At 42.3% G+C, this 26603-nt stretch carries 22 protein-coding genes; 15 read left to right on the plus strand and 7 right to left on the minus strand.

Annotated features, from left to right (window positions below):
- Position 1: 1 nt before the first annotated feature.
- The 11 genes from P2W82_RS16080 to P2W82_RS16130 all read left to right on the plus strand — a co-directional run bounded on the left by P2W82_RS16080 (position 2) and on the right by P2W82_RS16130 (position 13399).
- Positions 2 to 946 carry an ABC transporter ATP-binding protein gene (locus tag P2W82_RS16080; RefSeq protein ID WP_336516931.1) on the plus strand — a complete coding sequence of 315 codons (945 nt, stop codon included), beginning with the start codon at positions 2 to 4 and terminating at the stop codon, positions 944 to 946.
- Positions 943 to 1692 carry an ABC transporter ATP-binding protein gene (locus P2W82_RS16085; protein WP_336516932.1) on the plus strand — a complete coding sequence of 250 codons (750 nt, stop codon included), beginning with the start codon at positions 943 to 945 and terminating at the stop codon, positions 1690 to 1692. The genes P2W82_RS16080 and P2W82_RS16085 overlap by 4 nt, the downstream gene beginning before the upstream one ends.
- 11 nt (positions 1693 to 1703) lie before the next feature.
- Positions 1704 to 2810: an ABC transporter permease gene (locus P2W82_RS16090; protein ID WP_336516933.1), complete on the plus strand. Its 1107-nt coding sequence runs from the start codon at positions 1704 to 1706 to the stop codon at positions 2808 to 2810.
- Complete coding sequence (locus P2W82_RS16095) at positions 2807 to 3928, plus strand: ABC transporter permease (RefSeq protein WP_336516934.1); 1122 nt, start codon at positions 2807 to 2809, stop codon at positions 3926 to 3928. Before P2W82_RS16090 ends, P2W82_RS16095 begins: the two co-directional genes overlap by 4 nt.
- A gap of 178 nt (positions 3929 to 4106) precedes the next feature.
- The gene (locus P2W82_RS16100; RefSeq protein WP_336516935.1) at positions 4107 to 5225 is read left to right on the plus strand and encodes a DUF4856 domain-containing protein; all 1119 of its coding nucleotides are present in this window, start codon (positions 4107 to 4109) and stop codon (positions 5223 to 5225) included.
- A 93-nt stretch (positions 5226 to 5318) separates the two neighbouring features.
- Positions 5319 to 6431 carry an imelysin family protein gene (locus tag P2W82_RS16105; protein WP_336516936.1) on the plus strand — a complete coding sequence of 371 codons (1113 nt, stop codon included), beginning with the start codon at positions 5319 to 5321 and terminating at the stop codon, positions 6429 to 6431.
- Positions 6418 to 7767: an HTTM domain-containing protein gene (locus tag P2W82_RS16110; RefSeq protein ID WP_336516937.1), complete on the plus strand. Its 1350-nt coding sequence runs from the start codon at positions 6418 to 6420 to the stop codon at positions 7765 to 7767. The genes P2W82_RS16105 and P2W82_RS16110 overlap by 14 nt, the downstream gene beginning before the upstream one ends.
- A 12-nt stretch (positions 7768 to 7779) precedes the next feature.
- Positions 7780 to 10188, plus strand: coding sequence for a TonB-dependent receptor (locus P2W82_RS16115; RefSeq protein ID WP_336516938.1), 2409 nt, complete (start codon positions 7780 to 7782; stop codon positions 10186 to 10188).
- A 604-nt stretch (positions 10189 to 10792) separates the two neighbouring features.
- The gene (gene epsC, locus P2W82_RS16120; protein WP_336516939.1) at positions 10793 to 11638 is read left to right on the plus strand and encodes a serine O-acetyltransferase EpsC; all 846 of its coding nucleotides are present in this window, start codon (positions 10793 to 10795) and stop codon (positions 11636 to 11638) included.
- A 4-nt stretch (positions 11639 to 11642) separates the two neighbouring features.
- A complete protein-coding gene (gene cysM, locus P2W82_RS16125) occupies positions 11643 to 12515 on the plus strand; it encodes a cysteine synthase CysM (protein ID WP_336516940.1) in 873 nt (290 codons plus the stop codon).
- Positions 12516 to 12571: 56 nt separating this feature from the next.
- Positions 12572 to 13399, plus strand: coding sequence for a universal stress protein (locus tag P2W82_RS16130; protein ID WP_336516941.1), 828 nt, complete (start codon positions 12572 to 12574; stop codon positions 13397 to 13399).
- 289 nt (positions 13400 to 13688) lie between these two features.
- Here P2W82_RS16130 and P2W82_RS16135 read toward each other — a convergent pair whose 3' ends face one another.
- From P2W82_RS16135 to P2W82_RS16160, 6 genes are all read right to left on the minus strand, one after another.
- A complete protein-coding gene (locus P2W82_RS16135) occupies positions 13689 to 14051 on the minus strand; it encodes a hypothetical protein (protein WP_336516942.1) in 363 nt (120 codons plus the stop codon).
- A 97-nt stretch (positions 14052 to 14148) separates the two neighbouring features.
- On the minus strand, positions 14149 to 14652 hold the full coding sequence (locus tag P2W82_RS16140; RefSeq protein WP_336516943.1) for a Spy/CpxP family protein refolding chaperone: 504 nt from the start codon (positions 14650 to 14652) through the stop codon (positions 14149 to 14151).
- Positions 14649 to 14984 (minus strand): hypothetical protein, encoded by a 336-nt coding sequence (locus tag P2W82_RS16145; RefSeq protein WP_336516944.1) that lies wholly within the window; start codon positions 14982 to 14984, stop codon positions 14649 to 14651. The genes P2W82_RS16140 and P2W82_RS16145 overlap by 4 nt, the downstream gene beginning before the upstream one ends.
- Before the next feature lie 40 nt (positions 14985 to 15024).
- Entirely contained in the window at positions 15025 to 15597 is a 573-nt protein-coding gene (locus P2W82_RS16150) for an RNA polymerase sigma factor (protein WP_336516945.1), read from the minus strand.
- Between the two features lie 24 nt (positions 15598 to 15621).
- The gene (locus tag P2W82_RS16155) at positions 15622 to 18468 is read right to left on the minus strand and encodes a TonB-dependent receptor (protein ID WP_336516946.1); all 2847 of its coding nucleotides are present in this window, start codon (positions 18466 to 18468) and stop codon (positions 15622 to 15624) included.
- 133 nt (positions 18469 to 18601) lie between these two features.
- Positions 18602 to 19453: an AraC family transcriptional regulator gene (locus P2W82_RS16160; RefSeq protein WP_336516947.1), complete on the minus strand. Its 852-nt coding sequence runs from the start codon at positions 19451 to 19453 to the stop codon at positions 18602 to 18604.
- A gap of 125 nt (positions 19454 to 19578) precedes the next feature.
- Here P2W82_RS16160 and P2W82_RS16165 point away from each other — a divergent pair, with 125 nt between their 5' ends.
- From P2W82_RS16165 to P2W82_RS16175, 3 genes are all read left to right on the plus strand, one after another.
- The gene (locus P2W82_RS16165; RefSeq protein WP_336516948.1) at positions 19579 to 20493 is read left to right on the plus strand and encodes a dihydrodipicolinate synthase family protein; all 915 of its coding nucleotides are present in this window, start codon (positions 19579 to 19581) and stop codon (positions 20491 to 20493) included.
- 116 nt (positions 20494 to 20609) lie between these two features.
- A complete protein-coding gene (locus P2W82_RS16170; protein ID WP_336516949.1) occupies positions 20610 to 22094 on the plus strand; it encodes an aldehyde dehydrogenase (NADP(+)) in 1485 nt (494 codons plus the stop codon).
- Position 22095: 1 nt separating this feature from the next.
- Positions 22096 to 23832, plus strand: a complete 1737-nt coding sequence (locus tag P2W82_RS16175) for a DUF885 domain-containing protein (protein WP_336516950.1) — start codon at positions 22096 to 22098, stop codon at positions 23830 to 23832.
- A 10-nt stretch (positions 23833 to 23842) separates the two neighbouring features.
- Here the strand turns inward: P2W82_RS16175 and P2W82_RS16180 are convergent, their stop codons facing one another.
- The gene (locus P2W82_RS16180) at positions 23843 to 25120 is read right to left on the minus strand and encodes a sterol desaturase family protein (protein WP_336516951.1); all 1278 of its coding nucleotides are present in this window, start codon (positions 25118 to 25120) and stop codon (positions 23843 to 23845) included.
- A gap of 82 nt (positions 25121 to 25202) precedes the next feature.
- Here P2W82_RS16180 and P2W82_RS16185 point away from each other — a divergent pair, with 82 nt between their 5' ends.
- The gene (locus P2W82_RS16185; protein ID WP_336516952.1) at positions 25203 to 26270 is read left to right on the plus strand and encodes a 4-hydroxyproline epimerase; all 1068 of its coding nucleotides are present in this window, start codon (positions 25203 to 25205) and stop codon (positions 26268 to 26270) included.
- Positions 26271 to 26603: the final 333 nt, after the last annotated feature.

The following is a 26603-nucleotide window of genomic DNA, read 5'->3' on the forward strand; positions in this document are numbered from 1 at the left end:
GATGCCTGCAGTAGAGATCAGCCAATTAGTAAAGACATACCCGGTCGGTAAAAACAAACTTACAGCGCTGGACAAAATCTCCTTTGACGTAAATGAGGGCGAAATTTTTGGATTGATCGGGCCCGATGGTGCCGGCAAAACAAGTCTGTTCAGGATACTTACTACTCTCCTTATTCCAGACAGCGGTAGCGCACAGGTACTAGGTCTTGATGTTGTGAGGGACTTCAGGGAGATACGCAAAAAAGTTGGATACATGCCGGGCAAATTCTCGCTGTACCAGGATCTGACCGTTGAAGAAAATCTTAACTTTTTTGCGACGGTTTTCGGAACAACGATAAAGGAGAATAAATACCTGATCGAAGAAATTTATGTACAGATCGAACCTTTCAAAGATCGTCGTGCCGGAAAACTTTCTGGTGGCATGAAACAGAAGCTGGCACTTTGTTGTGCGCTCATTCACAAACCATCCATTCTTTTTCTCGACGAACCTACCACGGGGGTCGACACAGTATCAAGAAAAGAATTCTGGGAAATGCTGGGTCGATTGAAAAAACAGGGTATTACAATCATGGTTTCGACTCCCTACATGGACGAAGCAACTCTCTGCGAACGAATCGCATTGATCCAGGATGCAAAAATCATGTCGGTAGATACACCCGCTCAGATCATTCAACAATTCCCCGATCCGCTTTTTGCTATTCGCGGTGACCAGATGGGAAAACTTCTGAAACAACTGCGACAGAATCCCGAAGTTGAAACCTGTAATGCATTTGGCGATTATCACCACATCACTTTAAAAGACAATTCCGCTGGTACACAAACCAGACTAATCGGTCAGCTTGAAAAAGAAAATCTGCATATCAAAGAATTGAAAGCAATCACGCCGACGATCGAAGATTGTTTTATCCGCCTCATGCCACATAACAACCAGATCCAAAGATCATGATAACCCGGGAAGTAGTAATAAAAACAGATAAGCTCACAAAAAAATTCGGTGACTTTATAGCTACCAACGAAATCAGTTTTGAAGTTTACTCCGGTGAAATATTTGGTTTTCTGGGAGCCAATGGTGCAGGCAAAACAACTGCCATCCGAATGCTTTGCGGTCTATTGACTCCAACTTCTGGACATGCCACAGTTGCTGGATTTGACATCTACAAACAAACTGAAAAGGTAAAGAGCAATATCGGTTATATGAGTCAGAAATTTTCTCTCTATGAAGACCTTACACCGCGAGAAAATATCAAATTCTATGGTGGCATTTATGGATTGACGGATAAAGAAATTAAAGGTAAAAGCGACAGCCTTATTCACCAGCTCGGTCTTGAAATGCAGGCGGATAAGCTCGTTGGTTCTTTACCACTGGGATGGAAACAAAAGCTAGCGTTTTCTGTCGCGATCATTCACGATCCTAAAATTGTTTTTCTTGATGAACCTACTGGCGGTGTTGACCCTGTAACGAGAAGACAGTTCTGGGACCTGATATACGACGCGTCGGAAAAAGGCATTACGAGTTTTGTAACAACGCATTATATGGATGAAGCCGAATACTGCAATCGCATTTCAATGATGGTAGATGGAGTAATGAAAGAGTGCGACACACCATCAATACTCAAAGAAAAATACCATACCGATTCCATGGACGAAGTATTTTTTGAACTGGCAAGAGGAGCAAAACGAACAGCAGATTAAACCAAGGACCAATGAAACAATTTCTTTCATTTCTGAGAAAAGAATTTCATCACGTTTTTCGCGACAGAAAAACTTTGTTGCTGCTTTTCGGCATGCCGATCATTCAGATAGTATTGTTCGGTTTTGCTTTAACCAATGAAATCAAAAACAGTAAGATCGTGGTATGCGACTATTCAAAAGATGATATTACACAGCGCATTACTGAAAAGATAGCAGCAAGTAAAAATTTTGAAATAAAACAATCTGTACTCGGGCATAAGGAAATAGAGCAAGCCTTCAAGTCCGGGGATATTAAACTTGCCGTCATTTTTCCTTCTGCTTTTCAAACTGATCTGGAAGCTGGAAGAAGGGTGCAGGTACAAATCATCGCCGACGCATCCGATCCCAATACAGCAACAACACTCACCAGCTATGCGACAAATATCCTCCGAGACTTTCAACAGGACATGCAGCCTCTGCAACATGCGCCAATGAATATCAGCACAACCGCCAGGATGATTTATAACCCGGACCTCAAAGGAGCAACTAATTTTGTTCCCGGTGTAATGGCACTTGTACTCATGCTCATATGTGTATTGATGACTTCAGCGTCGATCGTGAGGGAAAAAGAAAACGGTACCATGGAGGTGCTGCTTGTTTCGCCGATGAATCCACTATTGGTAATCATTTCCAAAGCCATCCCCTACCTGCTACTATCGCTGGTGAATCTCATTATAATTCTTTTGCTGAGTGTCTACCTCCTGGGACTTCCCGTAAAAGGAAATGTATTTCTGCTTTTTGGAGAAAGTACACTACTGATCATTACCGCTCTTTCACTGGGATTACTGATCTCCAATTCCACATCATCTCAGCAAACTGCGATGATGATTTCTATTATGGGATTGCTACTTCCTACTGTAATGTTTACCGGATTTATGTTCCCACTGGAGAACATGCCAAAACCTTTGCAAATAATATCTAACCTCGTTCCATCGAAATGGTATTATACGATTGTAAAAAACATCATGATCAAAGGACTGGGATTTTCTCACGTGTGGAAAGAAACGCTCATTCTTGCGGGAATGACTGTTTTCCTGTTACTCGTTAGCCTGCAAAAATTTAAAATCCGATTGAGTTGAGAACGCTTCGATTTCTCCTGCAAAAAGAGTTCCGGCAGATATTCCGGAATACAACCATCCTCCGGATGATCATCATGGTGCCTATCATTCAATTACTGATACTTCCTCTGGCTGCGGATTACGAAATAAAAAATATCAATGTTGCTATTGTGGATCATGATCATTCCGGTATGGTTCAGCAACTGATCGGGAAAATTTCATCTTCAGGTTATTTTCATATTGCGGATTACAATTCGTCGTACGACAAAACATTTACAAAGTTCGAAAATGACAAAGCGGATCTCATCCTGGAAATCCCGCAACATTTTGAAAGGAACCTGGTGCGTGAAGACAAGCAGGAACTATTTCTTGCAGTGAATGCCATAAACGGAATTAAAGCAACAGTAGGCAGTTCTTATCTCGCCGGCGTCATCAGGGATTTTAATGCAGATCTGCGTTTGCGTTATTATCCTTCTCTGGCTACTGCGAATAATCCAGTAATCGATGTTGCTCCTGTCAACTGGTATAACCCATTTTTGAATTACAGGTTCTTTATGGTTCCTGGTATCCTTGTCGTACTGGTCACCATGGTCGGTTCGTATATGTGTGCACTCAATATTGTGAAGGAAAAAGAGGCAGGCACGATTGAACAGATTAATGTCACCCCAATAAAAAAATTTCAGTTCATTCTTGGTAAACTGATTCCGTTCTGGTTGATTGGCATTTTTGTTTTTAGCCTGGGCCTATGGGTGATCGCAAGATTCGTATATGGCATTATCCCGGTGGGAAGCATTTTGCTACTGTATAGTTTTTTGGCTGTCTATCTTATCGCATTGTTGGGAATCGGTTTATTAATCTCTACTTATAGTACCACACAGCAACAGGCTATGTCGCTCGCTTTTTTCATGGTGATGATTTTTATGTTGATGAGTGGACTTTTTACTCCGATCGATAGTATGCCCGGATGGGCAAAATGGATTGCTCATGCCAGTCCGGTTACCTACTTTATCGATGTCATCCGGATGGTCACGCTAAAAGGAAGTGGCTTAACTGATATCAAAAATCATTTCCTGATCATGGGCGGATTTGCTGTCTTCTTTAATGGCTGGGCTGTTTTAAATTATCGGAAAACCTCCTGATTTAACAATCAAGGGTTTAAAACCATTCTTTACAGCTACCAAACTATCAGTTTGTTGACAAAGGCGTGACAATCCCGTTACGCTTACCCATTTTTTCCTTATTCCGTCTGCTCTTTTCCGTATTTCGTAAACCCGAATTTGGGTTTCAAAATAGTTTTGCCGCTCAATCAAAAAATATATGCTAAACCGGGCTTTAAGCTTATTTATCGGCGCTGTATCTGTTCTGGCTGTTTCCTGTAGCGAAAAAGATAACTCTACCCCAAATAAACCTGTATATACTGTTCCTGAGACGTATACATTCACAAATGTTGATTACAAAGAGGCAGCTTCACGCATCAGCATGTGGGTTGGATATACCGGCATACTTGGGAAATCAAATGTTCGTCAGTTAAGCCAGGATACCATCAATAATCTGTGGAATAACACAAACAGTTCATTTACAGCTGAAACTGCAAGTAATATTCCATACACTTTCGATCAGTTAAATTCCCTTACAACTTATAACCTTGCGAGCAAAACAGCTGATGCTGCAGCATTCAAATCATTGGCCGATTCAATGGTTGTCGTAAGCCAATTTTACAACACTCCTGCTTCACAAGGTGTTGCCGGAAAAATCGGGACAAGAATATTCAACTATAAGGGACTTGAGTTTAACCAGGCAGTTGCCAAAGGTTTGATGGGTGGATTGACTATGAACAATATTATCAGCATCCTGAACCAGGTTCCCCTTGATGACAACAACACTGTTGTTACCGGTTTAGGTACTGCAATGGAACACCACTGGGACCTGGCATTTGGATATGTTGGAATTCCCGCGGATTATGATTCATCTTTCAGCTACTCAACAGCACCGGTAAAAGCCGATCGTCCTTTGGGCCTGGGTGGATACTTTGCTGAAAGAGGAAAATTTATTCAGTCCGGTGGCAAAATATATGAAGCATTCAGAAAAGGTCGCGCGGCAATATCTGCAAAGGATTATGAAACAAGAGATGAAGCGATCGATGTGATTAAGGAATATGTAGAGAAGACACTGGCTGCTGCGGCTTACTCCTATTCCACTATTCCGCAAACCCAAACAGAATTCTCCCAGAAATTTCACAGTCTTTCTGAAGGATATGGATTCATACTTGCATTGAAATATCGACCCGCAACAAGTCCGCTGACAGCAGCCAACTATCAGAAACTGGTTGACATATTCAATACCGATTTTTATGAGCTCGCTGCTGATGCTGCGAATACAAAACTGAAAGAAGCTCAAAACATTTTGACAACGAGCTATGGCCAATTGCAACCATAGTAATGCAAAAAATCATTTCGCCGGTCTACAGCTTTTGATCCAGGTCAAAAGCTGTAGATATTTTGCCGGATAACCATAAAATCAATTTTTTCAATGTTAAGTGTAATGTTCAGGAAGAAAACAGTCGCCATCTTTTCAATGACATTGATTGCTTTGCTCACGCTTATTGCATGTAGCAAGGGAAGCAGTACCGGTGGTGGCGAAAACGAGGAACCAGGAGATGGTGTAGATGAATTCAAATCTGATATGCTGAAAAATTATTCGGACAATATCATCATCCCGGCATTTACTGATTTGAACGATAAAATTGGAACGCTGGAAACTGCAGTCCATGCCTTCCTCGATGCACCTGATCAAACGAAACACAATGCATTGAAAGCGTCTTTTAAAAATGTATATGTAAGCTATCAGAATATTTCAGTTGCTTACTTCGGACCTTCGGCAGCTTTACTGTTGAATAACTATCTGAATACATTTCCTGCTGTTCCGTCAAAAATTGAAGCAGGTATTCAATCGGGCAATTACAATTTCAATCTGCCTGTGAGCTCGGATAGTATTCAGGGTTTTCCTACACTTGACTATCTCCTTTTTTCTGAGAATGCTGTAGCCAAATTCAGTGATGCAAATAGTGCAAACAGAAAAAAATATGTTCGAGATATTGTTTCGAGGATAAAGGCATTGACTGCAAACGCACAAACTCAATGGACAGGTTCCTATCGCAATAGTTTTATCACTTCGTTGAAAACAGATGTAGGAAGCTCCATTGGTGCGCTTGTAAATCAGTTTGCATTTGAATTGGATGCGATGAAAGGACCGCGTATCGGGTGGCCTTTTGGCAAACAATCCAACGGAATCGTTTTTGCAGATCGGTGCGAAGGATACTATTCCGGCATTACAGGCGACCTTGCTGTTGCTAACCTCAAAAGCCTGAAAAACTATTTTATAGGTAATAGCGGCAAAGGAATCTCCGACTACCTGGTCTTGTTAAAAAAAGATCAACTTAATACCACCGTAGTCAACCAGTTTGAAACTGCGATCTCCGCGTTGCAGGCAATTCCACAACCGACTTCAGAGGCATTCATCAACAATGCGCCACTCGTGGAAGAAGCATACAAACAGGTTCAGAAGCTTTTAACACTGATTAAAACTGATGTGGCATCGGCCACCGGCGTTCAGATAACCTATATGGATAATGATGGTGACTAATCATCCAACTTCATTCTGGAACAGACCTGTTCCTATTGCACCGCTGGTCAGTTTCAGAATTACTTTTGGTGTGCTGATGTTTTTTAGTCTCCTGAGGTTCTGGTGGCGTGGTTGGGTCACAACAGTATATATCGAGCCTAAATTCCATTTTACATATACAGGCTTTGAGTGGGTCAAACCACTCGGAGAAACCGGTATGCATCTTCTCTTTCTTATCATCATCTTATCAACAGTTCTGATAACGATCGGGCTATTTTATCGGTTATCCATGATCGTTTTTTTTATTGGATTCACGTATGTAGAACTGATAGATATTACCACTTATCTCAATCACTACTACTTTATCAGCCTGGTCGCATTTATCATGATATGGCTTCCTGCAGCAGCTGATTTTTCTGTTGATTGCAAAAGAAATCCATCTTCACGCCGCCTGCTGGTTCCAGCCTGGGTTGTCGGCAGTATTCGCTTCCAGATGGCAGTGGTGTATATATTCGCTGGTCTCGCAAAGCTGAACAGCGATTGGCTCATACACGCCGAACCCATGCGTACATGGTTACCTGCGAAGAGTCATTTACCAATCATAGGCAAACTTATGTACAGTGAATGGATTGCTTATTTGTTTTCCTGGTTTGGTGCTGTTTACGATCTGTGCATTGTGTTTTTTCTTTTGAATAAGAAAACACGAAAATCCGCCTATGTATTTGTGCTGATATTTCATGGGGCAACCGCGATATTCTTTCCAGCTATCGGTATGTTTCCTTATGTAATGATCGTTAGCAGTCTGATATTTTTCTCCGGAGAATTTCATGATAAAATGTTGTCGAAAATTCCTGCTTATCGCAACAGACTTTCAGAAGAAAATAAAGCTGTTTATCACTACCGGTTTCCTGAGCTGTTGAAAGTTGGTGCAATTGTGTATATCCTAATCCAACTACTGGTGCCGTTGCGTTTTATTGCATATCCGGGAAATTTATTCTGGCATGAACAAGGATATCGTTTCTCCTGGCGGGTTATGCTGATGGAAAAAGCGGGAACGGCATATTTTACTGTGAAGGATAAAACCAATGGATCTGCTTATGAAGTAGATAATAAAAGTTTTCTTACACCCCTGCAGGAAAAGATGATGAGTACTCAACCGGATATGATGGTGAAATATGCTCATTTTCTTGCCTCAGAATATTCAAAGCGCGGAATCAAACATCCACAGGTTTATGCTGAAGTATATGTTGCGCTGAATGGACGACCTTCGCGGCCGTTTATCGATCCCAAGGTTGATCTGAATGAACAAGAGACAGGCTGGCATCAATATAAATGGGTGTTGCCTTTTAAAGATTAAAGTTGTTATTGAATGAAAAGTGTTGTTGTATTTTTTCTGATAGTGTTGCTCTCAATAAATGCATTGTCGGCTCAAACTAATTTTACTGCGTCAGGCACTTTGAGATCAGGCAATGAAGCACTCGCTGGTGCAACCGTGGTGTTATCCGGACAGGAAAAGCCAATCGTATCGAATGACAATGGATTTTTTCGTTTCAGCAAATTGCAACCCGGTACTTATACTTTAACAGTGTATTATTCGGGTTTCAGGGAATACAGTCACTCTTTACAAATCGTCGATAAGAATCTTGTACTTGATATCAATATGGAAGCAGATACAGGTCGTGCCCTGGAAACAATACTCATTCGCGATTTCAGAAGTGAGTCTGTTTCCGGCAAGCTCAATGATGTATCCGGTACAGCAATATATGCCGGCAAAAAAACGGAGTTTATCAACCTGAAAAATATCAATGCGAATCTTGCAACCAACAATACAAGGCAGATCTATGCGCGGGTACCCGGACTGAATATCTGGGAATATGATCGTGGCGGTTTGCAATTGGGTATCGGCGGTCGAGGTTTAAGTCCAAACAGATCTTCCAATTTTAACATCAGGCAGAATGGATATGATATCAGTGCAGATGCCCTCGGTTATCCGGAAAGCTATTATACGCCTTCCACTGAGGCACTTGAAAAAATTGAAATCATTCGCGGCGCGGCGAGTCTGCAATATGGTCCGCAATTCGGAGGGCTTGTGAATTTTGTAATGAAGGAAGGACCAACAAACAAACCATTTGAAATCACCAGCAGGCAGAGTTTCGGATCCTTCAATTTTTTCAACAGCTTCAATAGTATTGGTGGAACAGTAGCAAAGAATAAACTAAACTACTATGCATTCTACCAGTATAAAACGGGAGACAGCTGGAGGCCGAATAGTCATTTTGATCAGCACAACGCCTATGCCCACCTGTCGTATGCATTCAATCCAAAATTCAAGGTCACGGCTGAATACACCTTGATGACTTATCTCGCCCAACAACCGGGCGGTTTAACTGATCAGCAGTTTGAAGAAGACCCATCTGTGTCCAATCGCGCGCGGAACTGGTTCAAAGTAAACTGGAACCTGATCAGCCTGAATTTTGATTATGCTTTCAATAAAAACACAAGATTTAACTGGAGAAATTATACCCTGCAGGGCGGTCGCGATGCGCTGGGTGTTCTGACTTATATTAATCGCCCGGATTTTGGTGGAGACAGAGATCTGATGAGTGATCGTTACAGCAATTTTGGTTCTGAGCTTCGACTGATCCACCAGTATAAATTATTTAACGACCAGCGAAGTACATTTCTCGCAGGCGTTCGTCTGTACCGTGGTTTGACCGACAGGAAACAAGGCGATGCCAATGATGGAAGCGGGCCTGATTTCTACTTTCTCGGAACAGAACCCAATAAATCCAGCTATGAATTTCCAGGAAATAATCTTGCCCTGTTTGCAGAAAATAATTTCAACATCACAAAAAACTGGAGTGTAACTCCGGGAATAAGATTCGAGCATATCAATACAAAAGCGGACGGATACTATTACAAAAACAATATTTTCATCCCTGACGAAAAAATTCCTGAATCAACATCAGATCCCAGATCATTTGTTTTGCTTGGCCTTGGAAGCTCTCTTAAATTGGGACAGGGACTTGAATTGTATGCGAACATTTCGCAGAATTATCGTTCAATCAATTTTAATGATCTTAGGATTGTCAACACGAATGCAAGAGTTGATCCTAATCTGAAAGATGAAACAGGTTATAATATGGAATTGGGTTTCCGGGGAAATTTCCGGAACTGGTTTTATACCGACATCAGTTTGTTTTATCTCAAATACAATGATCGCATTGGTTCGATATTCGTAACCGACACCAGTTTCATGACCTACCGGTTGCGCACAAACGTTTCAGACAGCAGGAACCTTGGCCTTGAGATGTTATTCGAAGGAGATATCCTGAAAGCGATGAGCCATGGGCGTTCAAAATATAAATTGTTGTTGTATACCAATTTCTCGCTGATCAATGCAAGGTATGTGAATACCAAAAACACTGCTATCGCTGATAAGCTTGTAGAAAATGTACCGCCGGTGATGGTGAGAACGGGTGTGAGTTTCGGCAACCAGCGTTTCAATGTTACGTACCAGTGTTCATACCAGGCAAAGCAATATTCTGACGCAACGAATACGGAACAAACACCTACGGCAGTTGATGGTGTGATTCCGGCCTTTTCCGTAATGGATCTCAGCGCGAGTTACAACTGGCGTTGGTTTACGATTTACGCAGGCATTAATAACCTGGCAAATGCAAAATATTTCACGCGCAGGGCTGATGGTTATCCCGGGCCGGGGATAATTCCTGCGGATATCAGAAATTGGTACGCGACGTTGCAATTTAAATTGTAAGCAATGGTTTAATTGAGCGGAGGAATATACTTTCGCTACTGGTAGTTCATCCTTAGTAACAACGCTCTTCGCTTGTGATCTCACGCCCCTTCAGGGGTGGGTAAATCTTTTGGTCATCTTTTTTATTTTCTCACGCCCCTTCAGGGCTAAGAAGGTTAAAACTATTTTTATTAATAGTATGTGAAGCAAGTTTCGCTAAGAAAATCCGGAATGCAGGTATTTGGTCAAGCGTAAATACGTTACACTATCAGAGTTGACGCGCCGTAAAATTGACTTCCAGGAACCCGGAGGGGCGTAAGATAATAGAGAAAATATACATTTGGAACAAAGCCTTAAAGTGGCGAAAGATCAAAAAAAGAAAACCAGGCCCTGAAGGGGCGAAAGATCGCTTTATAGAAGTTGGCTATTTACTTTAAGTACATGAAAGCAGGCTATATTAGTAAATCTGGCAGCATTTTCTGCATTGAAAATTCCCGCGTTGTAACCTCGTTTATTCAACGTATTTTTCTCAATTCTCTACAAATTCTATAGAAATAGTGAAATTTATCCCAAGGTTAATGAGCGGCGGAAATCGGAATCGCTTTTCCGCTAAATTTAACAGATCATGACTAACTCCAAACTACAGCCGGTAACCATGACCAGTGCACTATACAAACATATACTTGAAAAACAAAACCAGGTCGGCTATGTTCCCGACAATGAAAAGATTGCTGATTGGGCATCGAAGCTGATCAGTCTTTTGTTTCCCGAGCTTTCGTCACTGGTGCATAAGGATGAAGCAGAACTGGATAATGAATTCCGTTTGCTTGAAGCAGAACTCCACCAGATACTCCAGGCAAATAAAGAATGCGATCTATGCGACAATAAAAAGACTGCAAGACGCTTTTTTGAATCCATTCCGGAACTATACAGGGTTTTGTATACTGATATTGAAGCGATCGTTAACGGCGATCCCGCTGCAAAAAGTGAATTCGAAGTGATCCGCGCGTATCCGGGATTTACTGCGGTTAGCTATTACCGTATCGCTCACAATCTATACCGTCTTGACGTGCCATTGATCCCACGTATCCTCACCGAACAGGCGCATTCTAAAACAGGGATCGATATTCATCCTGCTGCGCAGATCGATGAATACCTCATGATCGACCATGGCACGGGTATTGTCATCGGCGAAACAGCGAAAATCGGTAAGTACGTGAAAATCTACCAGGGCGTTACGCTCGGCGCACTAAGCGTCGATAAGAAAATGGCATCAATAAAAAGGCATCCGACTATTGAGGACCACGTTATCCTGTATTCAAATGCGACGATACTCGGAGGAGATACCGTTGTTGGAAGAAACAGCATTATCGGAGGAAACGTCTGGCTTACCAAATCTGTTCCTCCCGGATCATTTGTGTATCATAATCCGGACGTAGTAGTAGAAGAGAGAAGAATAAAATCAGTTTAACATCATGGCTTCCGTTCTTGATATCATTGGCAATACCCCGATGGTGGAATTGCAACGTCTTAATACAAATCCCGGAGTACGAATATTTGCAAAACTGGAAGGTAACAATCCTGGTGGAAGTGTAAAAGATCGTCCGGCATTAAATATGATCCGTTCGGCTATGGAGCGGGGTGTGATCAATAAGAATTCAAAACTCATCGAAGCAACAAGTGGTAATACCGGAATCGCACTTGCATTATTAGCCAACTTATATGGAGTATCGATAGAGCTCGCGATGCCTTCCACATCCACGAGAGAACGTGTTCTGACGATGGAAGCTTATGGCGCAAAGGTCACCTTGCTTGACTCTATAGAAGCCTGCCGCGATTATGCAGATGAAAAAGGTGCGAGCGGAGAGTTTCATTTGCTCAACCAGTTTGCTAACCCGGATAATTTTTTGTCGCATTATAAATCCACAGGGCCCGAAATATGGCGCGATACGGAGGGATCGATAACCCATTTTGTAAGCTCGATGGGAACAACAGGAACGATCATGGGATGTTCGCGATTTCTCAAAGAAAAAGATTCCACTATTCAGATCGTAGGTTGTCAGCCGACCGAGAACGCATCTATTCCAGGTATCCGTCGCTGGCCGAAAGAATATCTTCCGAAAATTTTTGAACCTGAAAGAGTTGATCGTATTATTGATATTTCACAGGAAGATGCTGTCGCAATGACGAGACGACTTGCAAAAGAAGAAGGTATTTTTGCAGGTATGAGTTCCGGTGGCGCAGCATATGCTGCATTGAAGGTGGGCATGGAAATTGAAAAAGGCGTCATTGTATTTATTGCCTGTGATCGTGGTGACCGATACCTGAGCAGTGATCTTTTCGGTTAATGAGAGCATAGGTGAACAGCGCATCGGCATTTTGAATCATTTTTAAATTTTGCCGCATGAAAAAGTTTTTGGTTCCTCTCGATTTTTCAGAAACATCAGCGCATACGCTCCAATTCGTTTTTGAATTCAATAAACATTTTTTCGCACAACTGGACCTGATCCATTTGTTTGATGTCCCTTTTGCTATCGCGGATGAAGAAGGCCAACTGCTCACAGGATATGAAGCTTACCGGAAAAATTTCGAAGACGATCTCTGGGAATTTGTAAACGAGCATAAAGGCGAATACCATTATGACATAAAGGTTCATGCGAGTGCTGGTGGATACTACCAGGGAATAATGGGTTTTGCAAAACAGGCAGGTTCTGAATTGATCATCGTAGGAAATCGCGGTACGGGCAAGTCAAAACCATTTCGTTTTGGAAGTGTCGCCAAATACCTGATCACACATCCGGAGGTTCCGGTACTCGCGGTACCGGAAGATTTTGAAGCAAAAGAATTTAAGAAAATCGTTGTTGCTACCGACCTTAGTGATACTATTCCTGAATCTCATTTTACCTATATAAAGAACTTCGCTGACAGATTAAATTCTTCGATCAATGCTATTCATGTCAATCTGAAAAATGAAACCGAGCTCGAAGGCGAATATGAATTCATCAGAAAAATCGAAAAGCAATTTGGTACAAAGCCCGTGATGATCAACAAAAAGGCGAACCTGCATGTTTATGAAACCATTCGTGATTATATGCAGGAAAATGATGCTCAGGTCTTAGTTACATTTCCGCATAGACATTCCTGGCTCGATCAGCTTTTTTTAGGAAGCGAAACTGCAAATGTTTTGAGGAATTCAAATGTACTCGTGTTGAGTATGCCGGAGAGAGTATAACGTATAACGTTAAACGTAGAACGTCAGCCCTTACGGAAATAATGTTGCTACTTGATCCGCGTTGAGTCTTTTGCAAAAGTTATCACATGCATGGTCATTGTTTTACGTTCTACATTTAACGTTAAACCCAAATAAAAACCCTGCAATCAAAGCAACCGCTTCAAACCGCAAGGTTCTACGTTTTACGTTCTACGTTATACGTTATACCCAAATAAAAAACCCTGCAATCAAAGCAATCGCTTCCAACCGCAGGGTCTTACGTTCAACATTCTACGTTTAACGTTACACGTTACTGGCCTCTCGCTGCTCTCATCCTCTCCATTCGCGCCTTTTCCCAGGCCTTGTACTGGGTGAACTGATCAGCATTTAAAACCTTTTTCAGTTTCTCGTCTCTGTCGTTCATCTTAGCTTCCATGACTGTACGATCAGGACGTGTGCCGCCTTCACGCAGTGCATCCATTTCTTTGTAGTAATCAGTGAAAATAGTTTCTGTGGGCTTAACCTGCGCATCTTCAAGTTTGAGATTGACTTTTAAAGTATCCATGGTCATCTTCACTCTTTCTTCAACTGTTCTGCGTTGACCACCCTGTGCAAACGTTGTGAGGGAACCGATAAATAAAAAGCAAATAAGCCAGACGATTCTCTTATTCATATGTATTATTTTTAAAGATTAAATAAAAGCCTGCTATCCCGGATGTTATCCGGTGGAAAAATGTGCTCAATAAACAGCTGGTAAAATGGCGGGATTATTACTTGTTTGGTTTGTGCGGACCTTTATTCCATTGATCTCTACGACTCAGCATCTGCGGCACAATCGTATCAAATCCTACTTGTTGCTCCGGTGTACATAGTTTCCGTACTTCCTGGAAATAACGGAACACCAACTCATCGGATCTTTTATTCTTTTCTGAAAGGCGGGTGGTTAATGCGTTAAGCTCTTCTTCTGAAAAAGCTGGATCTTTCAACTGATGATAAAGACTATCTTTTGTTTTTCTTATCTCTTCCCATAATGGCTTTATAACTTTAAAACGTTCATCTTTCAACGATTTTAATTTGGCCTGCTGATCAACATCCATCTTCAGTTCTTTTGAAAGGAAACCGGTAATCGGAGGCTGTGGCGAACGATTGCCTTTATCGCCTCTGCCTGCGGGCCTTTCACCGAATACGTAAAAGGACAACAAAAGTGTGATGTTCGCCAGCAGCAAAAAGCCCAGGAGAAACAACAGCCATTTATTTTTTGTCAGATTATTCATGGATTCTCAACCAGATTTTCATTCCAGTGTGAATTCAGACTGGTATATTCACTCGCAAGCATCTGGGTACTTTCTTCAGCCTGCACCTGCTTCTGTTCCAGTTTACTAAAGAGTATATAACCATTCAAAAGAAGTACAAGGATCCCGGTACCCAATACAAATGCAGGCTTTGCAACGAGCTTCATTGCCCTCTGAATTGAAGACTGTTCCGATTTCATCATCCTGGCCTGAAGCCTTGTATAGAAGAAAGGCCTGGGTTCAGCAGGAGTTAACCCGTCCAGGCTGGACAGGATTTTCTCGAAATCTGATTCGTTATGTGAGTGCTTGTTCATACTGCTTTTATATAGATGTCAATTTAAAAAAAAAATTGCGCTAACGGTTTTCATTGTAATGGTCTTTCAACATTTTTTTAAGGTTTTGCCTGGCCCGGTGAATCAGGCTCTCCACAGCGGCAACCGTCGTTTCCATAACCTGCGCCACTTCCTGGTAACTCAGGCCGTCAACTTTGTGAAGACTAAACGCAACACGTTGGTTTTCAGGCAATTTTTTTATAGCCTGGAACAACATCCGGGCATTCTCTCTATTATCCAGCTGTATGCCGGGATGCACAAAGTCGGCGGGATCGTAAGCAGGCTGGTTATTATCGCCAAAAAGGCCGGTCACAAAAGCAAACCTTTTCTTTCTCCTTTTCTTTCTGAGAAATTCCAGGGATGTAGTCACGGCGATGCGGTATAACCAGGTGGAAAAGGCCGATTCGCCTTTAAATTGCCGGATGGATTCGAAAACTTTGATGAACACTTCCTGGGTTACATCTTCAGCATCTTCTGCATTTTGAACCAAACCAAGAACGGTATTATAGACCATGCCCTGCCTGGATTCAACAATATCCTTGAAGGCAGACTCCTCCCCCTGCTTTAAACGTTCAATTAAAAGCTGTTCGACCAAGTTCCCGCTTTTGTGTTTGCGAAGCTATTTCTTCACGAAGTTCTTAAAACGCCACGTAAAGGTAAGCATGAAATATTGCTGCAAAACACGGGTGCGAAGGTCTTCAACATAACTTTCAGTGACATTGCGGGTAATGGCCCGGTTTTGTTTCAACAGATCGAAGACGGATAGCCGCAGTTCGCCCATATCATTTTTCAAAAACTTCTTGGCGACGGCAACATTCCAGAGCCAGAAATTCTGATTAAACCCGTCTGTCAGGCCGCGATATAAACGATTGGAAATATCATTCTGAAATACCCAACCATCTTTACTCATCAGGTTGAACTGAGCACCGGCAATATGCGAAAAATAATTGTAGTTCTGGTTGGGCTGATAGCTGTTTTCAACAGCATTATAGTTTGCACTATAGTTGATGTTGAAATCTACACGCTCGCTGATATTACTCGCAATTACAAAACCGGCATTGTAGTTTATGGTTGATGTTTCATTGTGCACATTGTTCACAATACCAGGTGCCTTCGTCCAACTGATGCCTGCATTCAGATTCAGATTGGATTTGATGAATTTCATTGGCGTTCCGAAGGTAAAAAACGAACGGAGATTATAGTATCCATCCAGGTTTACAGGGGTCGCCAACTGAGAACCTTTATAAAGGGTAACCGTTGGCGTTAGTACAGAGTCCTGTGTAGCAATATATGTTGCATTGGCAACATAATTATCCGTACGGGTGGCAAAAATGTTGGCAAAGAAACTTTGTGACTTCTGACTGTTCGTGAAATTGTATCGTGCAGAAAGTGTGTGTCCATACGACTGCTGAAGATTGCTGTTCCCTTTTGACAGGAACAATGGATTACTGTTGTCAATCACTTCCTGCAAACTTGATACAGAAGGCAGTTGGGTATTGGCACGATAAAATACCCGGATACCGGACTTTGCGTTGAACTTATAGTTGATCATTGCATTTGGCAATACATTAAAAAAGTTTCTGCGGATGTTGGTTACAAAAGGATATTGCTGATCGTTGTCGAGAGTCGAATTCTGAACAGACACGCCAATGTTGAACATCTTGTTGCGATCACCTTTTCGTATACTTACTCCACCATTTTGAGTGGTAGTATTGCTGATAAAAGCATTTGAAAGACTCGTATCAAAATAACTGTACTTACCGCTCATGTCGTCAAAATGATAAGTGATCTGATCAGACACACTTTTGGACCACGATGGATTATAATTAAACTGAAGTTGTGTGTTCTTACCGATGGGTTCGGTATACACCAGGTTCACGCGGTAATTGGTTCCATTTCTGTCGAGATCATTATACTGGCGCAGAGAGTCATTTTTAACGGAGCCGTCATAATACACGCTGAATGAATTGACATACTGATCAGCGTTGTTTTCATTCCAACCCGTATAGAAACCAATACTTACACTGCGACCTTTCTTTTTAAATGCGTGGCGGTACAGGATATTATTGTTGATATTGTATCCGTAAGTCGTACGCTGATTTGTATTCAGCAATGTACTGATGAGATCATTTGCGGTGAAATAGTTCTTACCTGCAATTTCTGTATATGACTTATTTCGTTGAAAATTAATTGAAGGAGTAACGATCAATTGATTGGCTGAATCGAACTTATGATCCAGCCGCATTTCGATGCGATGATTATAGTTCTGAGAATTTGAACTGCTTAATTCATCATAATACTGGGATGTTTCAGGAGTTAAAAAATACTGCCTGTTGGTTAATTCCTCTGTTGTGTTGTTATTGTTATTGAAGAAATAGCTGGCGGTGAACTCCGTTTTCTTACTCCATTGATCGTTGTAGTTAATACCAAATGAATTTGTTTTGCTGATACCCGATTGCTGACCGATCAGGAAATTATTCTGGTTGCCACCACCAAAATTACCACCCACACCTCCGCCGAAATTACCGCCGCGACCGCCGCCGCCGCCCCTGTTTCCACCGCGATTACCACCGGAACCATTACTCGTTACTCCTAATAAATCCTGCGATGAAAAATTCTGCTGATTGATGTTGTTCGACATACCGATCAATGCTATTCTCCTCGTCCCATTAAACATATTCACATTCCCACCAGCGCTGTACCTGTCATCAGTACCATAACCACCATACAATTTTCCAAACTGGCTGTTACGCATATCAGCTTTTGTAACAATATTGATGGCCTTAGTAGTCTGACCATCATCAAAACCGGTGAATTGAGCCTGGTCACTGAGCCTGTCAAACACCTGTATTTTATCTATCACTTCTGCCGGAAGATTTCTCAGAGCAAGTGTTGCATCATCCCCGAAATACTGGCGACCATCAATGGTAACGCGCCTAACATCTTCACCCTGTGCTTTAACAGCGCCATTTTCTACGCTTACCCCTGGCATTTTTTTAATCATGTCTTCCGCATTTGCATCCACATTCACCTTGAATTGACTGGCACTGTACATCAGTGTATCGCCTTTCTGCGACACTGGCGGCGCTTTACTTACAATAGTGATTCCTGCAAGATCTTTGGCTTGTTTTTCAGCGGGTAGATTGCCAAGATTGATGGGTATACCTGAATAGGCAATTTCTTTTATAAAAGGTGAATAATCAATAAAAGAAAAATGAACACGATAATCTCCGGGAGATAATGACTTAACTTCAAAACGACCTGTTCTGTCAGTTACGACGGTGTGTTTAATTGAAGAATCGGTTTTTGAAACAACCCTGATAGTTGCGCCTGTAAGCACAGTCTTTGTGCTGGTGTCAGTAATCATACCTCTTAATGCAGGTAAATCCTGACCATACATCAGATTTGTACTGAAGAGCAGTAGGATTACCGCAATATTGGTGCAGACAAGACCCCGTTGTTTCATGAAACTTTAGATGTTCAACAGAAAAAAAACTTTCGCAGAAACAACCGGATGAAAAAATAAGCCCGGGGTGCAATAAAATTAGTGCACAGAAGTTGCGACGTGATCTGTAATCTGATAACTGTGCTTCATCAAACTAACATGCACGGAATTGCGTGGGCGTCATAAAAGAATATTTCCTGAATATTCTGTTAAAATGCGAGAGATTAGAAAAACCAGACATGAATGCAACGTCCATAACTGAGTGTTTTGTTTCTTTCAACAGCTTACACGCATGTTGTATTCTCAGCTCTGAAAGAAATGTAATGTATGATTTCCCGGTCCTTGTTTTAAAATATTTGCAGAATGCCGCGACGGAAAGATTTGCGATCGCTGAAACTTCCTCAAGAGTAATGGCGCGATTGAAATCAGAAAAAGTAAACTCCAGAATCCTGTTGATTCGTTCCTGGTCGTATACATTTAAATGCTTCCTGGTTCGCTGCCCAGCCAACATCACCAAATCTTCTTCATCTTCAAAATGACTAAGCACCTGAAGGAAGAGAAGAATTTTATGCATGCCTTCACTGTCCTGAAGCTGTTCCAACTCCTGCATTACGAGATCCGCCTTTGCGCCCTGCAACTGAAATGCATGCTGTGCATTATTCAATAATTGAAACAGCGATTTTGTCTCAGGAAGGTTCCAGAAAGTTTCGCCGAGCATGTGTTCATTAAAATAAACAGAGATCGTTTTTGCATTTGCCTGGCCTTTTCCATATTCCGGATCGTTCCTGAATACATGTGGAAGATTTGAACCGATCAGGAAAACATCGCCAGGTTTAAAGCGCCCCATAAACTCACCTGCGAGCAAAGTACCCTCGCTGGAAACAATGGCAGTAAGCTGAATTTCTGTATGCTGATGCAGGTGATCATACAGCCTCGGCTGATCATCGGTCTGCAACCGGAATGCTTCTGACGTGGTTCTGGGAATCTGAAACGGAATGATGCGCATCAATGCTAAATTAGTTCAAACAGACAGGCAAAACCAGGAAAATAGGATAAAATAGTACCAATGCTGACTAAAAATGCATGTTTCCAAATGATTCAAAGACAATAGGTTTGCAGAAAATAAATTTTATGGCTTTCTCCTGGCATGGCGTATTCCCTGCATTATTGACTCCTTTTACTGCGAATGACGAACCTGATCTGGATCTTTTCGGAAAGAACCTGGATGCTCAGCTTGATGCTGGTGTTGACGGCATCATTCTGGGCGGAACATTGGGAGAGGCGAGTACCTTGCAAACGGAAGAGAAGAAACAGCTCGTGGAATATTCGCTGAAAAAGCTCGGTGGTAAAATACCAGTTGTAATGAATATTGCCGAAAGTTCAGCGAGGGAAGCATTGAACCAGGTAAAAAATGCAGAAAAATGGGGAGTACAGGGACTGATGGCCTTACCGCCGATGAGATATAAATCAGATGAAGGAGAAACCATTGCATGGTTTACAATGATCGCTAATGCGACCTCCCTACCGGTAATGATCTACAATAATCCCGTTGATTATAAGATTGAAGTAACTCCTGATATGTTTGCGGAGCTGGCCGTATGTGAAAATATCACCGCAATAAAAGAGTCGACCCGGGATGTGACCAATGTAACCAGGATGCGTAACCGATTTGGTGACAGGTTCAAATTGCTCTGTGGCGTTGATACGCTTGCTATGGAAGAACTCTGCCTGGGCGCAGATGGCTGGGTAGCCGGTCTTGTAGATGCATTTCCCCACGAAACCGTAGCGATTTACCGACTTGTAAAAGCCGGAAAAATTGCAGAAGCAACTTCGATCTATCGCTGGTTCATGCCATTACTGGAACTGGACATTCATCCTAAACTTGTCCAATACATTAAGCTGGCTGCCACTGCGACAGGTATCGGATCAGAATATGTGCGTGCGCCGAGGCTTCCAATTACAGGAGTGGAAAGGCAGCAGGTGATGGCTGTTATCAATGAGGGTATCCGGACAAGGCCCGAACTGCCGGATTATCTTTCTCTTTGATTCGTTTTAAACATGTACTGGTTTTGCCTCTGCCAATGCAGATGTACAAACAGGTAATTTTGATAAGACACCGTCTAATCGAACTGTTTTACATTTACCGCCTAAATTTTTGAATTATGAATTTTAAGGATACACCGATTGCTGAAATAGATGCGCTGATGGAAAGATCATGGAAAGCATTTCTCGTTTATCGTGAAAGACCTTTGTCCGATCGCGCGGCGTTTATGCGAATTATTGCGGAAGAGATGGATGCGTCGGGCGATGAACTAATTACAACTGCAATGGCGGAAACCAATCTGCCCGAAGCAAGATTGAAAAACGAGCGCAACAGAACTATATTTCAATTAAAAAGTTATGGAGAAGCGGCTGAACGGGGCGATTGGCTCGAGGCAAGAATTGATACTGCAGACAATAACCGCAATCCACCAAAACCGGATATCAGAAAAATGCTGGTGCCACTTGGCCCCGTAGTTGTTTTTGGTGCCTCCAATTTTCCATTTGCTTATTCGACTGCAGGCGGCGACACTGCCTGCGCCTTCGCTGCTGGTTGTTCTGTTGTAGTAAAAGCGCATCCTGCTCATCCTGCAACTTCAGCTATAGTCGCAACTGCTATCCAGAAAGCAATCTCACGGTGTGGCCTGCCCGAAGATTTATTCATTCATGTTTTTGGTACTTCCACAGAAACAGGCAAAACACTTGTAACTCATAAACGTACGAAGGCGGTTGGATTTACCGGCTCTTATACAGGCGGAAAAGCGTTGTTCGACTGGGCCAATCAGCGAAAAGAACCCATACCCGTGTTTGCTGAAATGAGTAGCGTTAATCCTGTATTTCTTTTACCTGATCAAATGGAAAAAGAACCGGAAAAAACGGCGGAAATGTATGCTGGTTCAATAACATTAGGCGTTGGTCAGTTTTGCACAAATCCGGGTCTCATTTTCGGGATCAAAGGCGACGCACTTGAAAAATTCAAAACAGTGCTGGGAGAAAAAATTGCGGGAGTTGCTCCGGCAAAAATGTTACATCCGGGAATTGCAAAGGCATATCACGAGAAAAAATCCAAAGCACTTTCACAGCAGGGAAATACGCTGATAAAAGAGAGCACTGTAAAAGCCGGAGAACTGGAAGGCGAAGCTGCAGTTGCAACCACAACAGCGTCCGTATTTATCAATAACACAGTTTTGCATGAAGAGGTATTCGGACCGTATTCAATGATCATTGAATGTGCCGACGAGAAAGAAATGGTGGAAGCTGTTTCAAAACTGGAAGGTCAGCTTACGGCAACCCTGATGGCCACAGAAAAAGATATGCTTGATTATCCGGATCTGATTTCCGAAGTAAGCAATATATGTGGACGCTTCATTGTAAACGGAGTACCTACAGGTGTTGAAGTGTGTTTGGCAATGCAACATGGCGGACCATTCCCCGCAACTACTGATTCAAGATTTACTTCAGTGGGTGCTGATGGCATCAAACGCTTTGCACGTCCCCTGGCATACCAGAACTGGCCGGACAGTCAATTACCTGATGAACTTAAAAATGCAAATCCACTGCAGATCTACAGAACGGTAAATAACGAACCAACAAAAAATTCCATCTGAAATGAGAAGGATCTGCCTGTCGGTTTTATTGATGACGTTTGCCGTCGCCGGACATGCTCAGCAGGCACCACTACCCGAAAATAAAAAGCTTCGTGATGTTCTAACCCGTATTGATTCTTTCAATACCGCTGAAACAAAACGGGATAGTACACTAGGCAGGCCATTGGGTTCCCATGGCGAAGAAGATTACCAGAGAAACTATCATTTTTTCCAAAGGCTTGATGCTGAAATGCGGAAGCTGGATACTGCCGGTTTTTCATTTGCTGATCGCATCAATTATGAATTGCTGCTGTACAGTTTTGAGGATGATATCTCTACCTGGAAGTATAAATCCTATCTGAATCCATTGCTAGCCGATGGTGGCTTTCATACTTATCTCCCGCAAATGGGAAACAGCAGTCTTCAGACAAAAAAGGAATTTGAAGATTATATAAAAAGGATGCGCGATATCAGGCGCTATGTTGATGAACACCTGGTATTGATGCGCAAGGGCCTCGGCATTGGCGTAAGTCAGCCAGCAGTTATTTTCACGGGTTATGAGAGTACATACAATCAGCATATTGTTTCCACTGCTGATTCCAGCGCATTCTTTAAGCCCTTTCAAAATAAACCCGCAGGCATCGCTGCGCAGGATTGGGATAAGCTGGTGTCAGAAGCAAGAACTGTGGTGATGAATGATGTAGTCCCTTCTTACAAAAAGATCAGTGACTTTTTTAAAAATGAGTACCTGCCAAAAACACGAAAGACTCTCGGCGCATCTGAAATGCCCGATGGCAGAGCATTTTACAATGAACGCATCAAACACTACACTACGTTAAACACAAATGCTGATGAAGTCTTCATTACAGGACTGAGAGAAGTAGAACGCATTCACAAGGAAATGCTGGATGTGATGGCCAAAGCCAGCTTCAAAGGATCATTGCAGGAGTTCATTTTATTCCTGAGAACGGATCCGCGTTTCTATCCGAAGACAGCTGATGATCTTTTAAAAGAAGCAGCATGGATTGCAAAAAAAGCAGACAACTCGCTTCCGTTGTTGTTTGGAAAACTTCCACGCCAGCCTTATGGTGTTGAACCTGTCCCCGCATCTCTTGCCCCTGTGTACACAGCCGGCAGATACTCAGGTTCTCCCATCAAAAGTAAACGTGCTGGACATTATTGGGTAAATACTTACAACTTACCCAGCAGAACATTGTACACACTCGAAGCTTTAACACTGCATGAAGCTGTACCTGGTCATCATTTGCAGATTGCATTGACACAGGAACTGGATAATCTTCCGCAATTCCGCAGAAATCTGTATGTGAATGCATTTGGTGAAGGCTGGGGTTTATACTGCGAATTCCTTGGCTATGAAATGGGATTTTATAAAGATCCTTATAGTCGTTTTGGTCAGCTGACATACGACATGTGGCGCGCTTGTCGGTTAGTGATTGACGTTGGTATTCATGCAAAAGGATGGACGCGTGACCAGGCGGTGACATATTTATCCGAAAACACTGCTTTATCATTGCATGAAGTGAACACCGAAATCAACCGGTATATCTCCTGGCCCGGACAAGCTCTTGCGTACAAAACGGGCGAGCTGACAATAAAATCGCTGCGTAAAAAAGCGACCGAAGTCCTGGGCGAAAAATTCGACGTAAGAAGTTTTCACGATATGATCTTATCAGAAGGAACAGTAACGATGGAAATTCTGACGAAGATGACGGATCAGTATATCGCAAAAAACAAATAGTTCTTTGACATCAGTGGGCAGCCTGAGGTAAAGCGGAATGATCTTCCTGGTAATGCTTCAGTACAAAGTAAATGGTAACCAGTGTCGATAATATGAAATATCCCTGTATAACAGGTACGATGTAATTACCGAAGTTCCCTGCACCAAACCAGTCACCGGTGCGTAGCAGAAGATAGTAACCGAAACCATTCTTGCCGATTTCCCAGAAGAATGCATAGGGACTTCTGTCCATCAGATCCGTTAGTGCATACACGCTGAGGAAAATAAATCCACCGTAATAGAACATCAGTGGAGTTCCGACAGAAGCAATGTTTCCGAAGAAATAACTGACGAATCCGAGGATGACTAATAATTGAACCCAAACCCATACGTGCAAAGCATTGCTTGCGCGCGGATCATACTTTTCGAAATTATAAGGATCTTCAATTTTCTTCACCGGGTATTTTTCAGCAACATCAGCAGGTCTCCAACCCGTCGGCATGATCCATATCCTGAATTTATCTTTCCGGCTGTTGGTCCGCCATGCATCTTTGATCAACAATACCATGTGCTGAAAATTGATCCTGATCGGGTTCCATGTCTGAACTGCACGGGTGATCCCATACACAGGTTTTACATCCGGCAATTCTTCCTGGAATGTTCCAAAAAGCTTATCCCAGAAAATAAATATCTGTGAATAATTCTTATCAAGATAAATCGGATTGATGGCATGATGTACACGGTGATGCGATGGAGTGACGATAATGTACTCAAGAAACCCCATCTTTTTGATGTGCTGTGTATGATACCAGAATTGAGCAAACAAATGTAGTGGCGCAACAACCGCTATAACGATTTCCGGTACTCCAAGCAGCGCAGCTGGTAAAAGCAGAAAAGCAAATATTCTGAAGAAAACAGAAATGCTTTGTCTCAATGCGCATGCAAGATTGAATTCTTCGCTGCTGTGATGTATGATATGATTGTTCCAAAAGAAATTATATTCATGTGCAATGCGGTGCACCCAGTAACCGGCAAAATCGAGTGCAAGGAATGCAACGATATAAGTAAGAATCCCTCCGGGAATATGAACGATGGCGAGATGATCTACCATCCATTTATAGCTGATGATCGCGATGCTAAGACCAAGAACATCCTTTGTAACATTCGTCACACCGGAACTCAGGCTCGATACCATATCCATATTCCTGACAGTATCCCTGCCCCTGATAACACCATATAATTTTTCAAGAAGAACCAGCCCGAGAAAAATGGGCATGGCAATCAGCAATATTTTGCCGTAGGTTTCCATACTGAAGAATGCAGAATCGTTGTGAAATCAAATGTAAACAATAAAATCCGGGAATCAGAGTAGCCGGAACAGACAAAAAAATATGACTATAAATCAGCATAAAACAACCGCAGCTCTAAGCGCTGAAGCCGGGGGTTTTGGTCAACTGGGCGGATCAGTTTTCAAATGTATTGACGCCCATACCTGTGGCAACCCGGTAAGGCTGGTGTATGCTGGCGGACCGTCACTCGCGGGAGAGAATATGAGCGAAAAAAGACAACATTTCCTCCGGGAATACGACTGGATCAGGAAAGGCCTGATGTTCGAACCGAGAGGTCACGACATGATGAGCGGAAGCATTCTTTATCCACCGCATGATCCGGAGAATGATGTCGCTGTTCTTTTTATCGAAACCAGCGGTTGCCTTCCTATGTGCGGTCATGGTACTATAGGAACGATCACAATTGCTATCGAAAAAGGATTGATCAAACCGAAAAAGCCAGGTTTTGTAAGAATGGAAGCACCTGCCGGATTGGTTAATATAGAATATGATATAGAAGAAGGAAAAGTGAGATGGGTCCGGCTAACCAATGTAGCTTCATTCCTGTTCAATGAAGGACTGGAAGTGGAATGTCCCGAGCTCGGATTACTTCGCGTTGACGTATCTTATGGTGGAAATTTTTATGCGATCGTTGATGTACAGGAAAATTTCAAAGGCCTGGAACATTATCCCGGAGACAAACTGATCAGCTGGGCACGTACTATACGTACAAGGCTAAACGAAAAATATTCTTTTGTACATCCGCAAAATGAAACGATCCGTGGCTGTTCACATGTATTGTGGACAGGATCTGTAATCGATCCATCATCAACTGCAAGAAATGCGGTATTCTATGGTGACAAAGCAATCGACCGGTCCCCCTGTGGAACAGGTACCAGTGCAAGAATGGCTCAATGGTATAAGCAAGGAAAATTAAAAGCAAATGATGTCTTTGTGCACGAGAGTATTATTGGTAGTATTTTCAAAGGAAGAATCGAAGAAGAAATGACTGTGAATGGAATGCCCGCGATCCGTCCTTCCATCGAAGGCTGGGCAAAGATTTACGGATATAATGAGATTTCGATTGACAAGGAGGATGATCCTTATGCATATGGATTTCAGGTCATTTGACAGGGAGGAGGCAGGAGATCGGAGACAGGAGATTTAGAAGAAAGAGAATAGTCACAAGCATTATATCAATGGCAATTTCACTTCTCAAAAAAATTTGTCAGATTATTAAGTGTGAATATTTTAAAAGATACCAGAGAATTTTTCAACATGAGAATTTGTACTGTTAAAAACGATGATGCTTTTTCTCAAAACCTGAATAATCTTCTGCAACACCATTAATCAAAAAAAAGAAACTATGAATATCAGCCCTGGTACTAATTGCCTCCATCTGGTTCTCCTGCCCCCAACCTACTGCATCCTGCCTATCCAATCATTTATCAACTAAAAAAGTGT

Origin of the sequence: Pollutibacter soli (genome assembly GCA_029269725.1) — a bacterium.
Lineage (GTDB): Bacteria > Bacteroidota > Bacteroidia > Chitinophagales > Chitinophagaceae > Pollutibacter > Pollutibacter soli.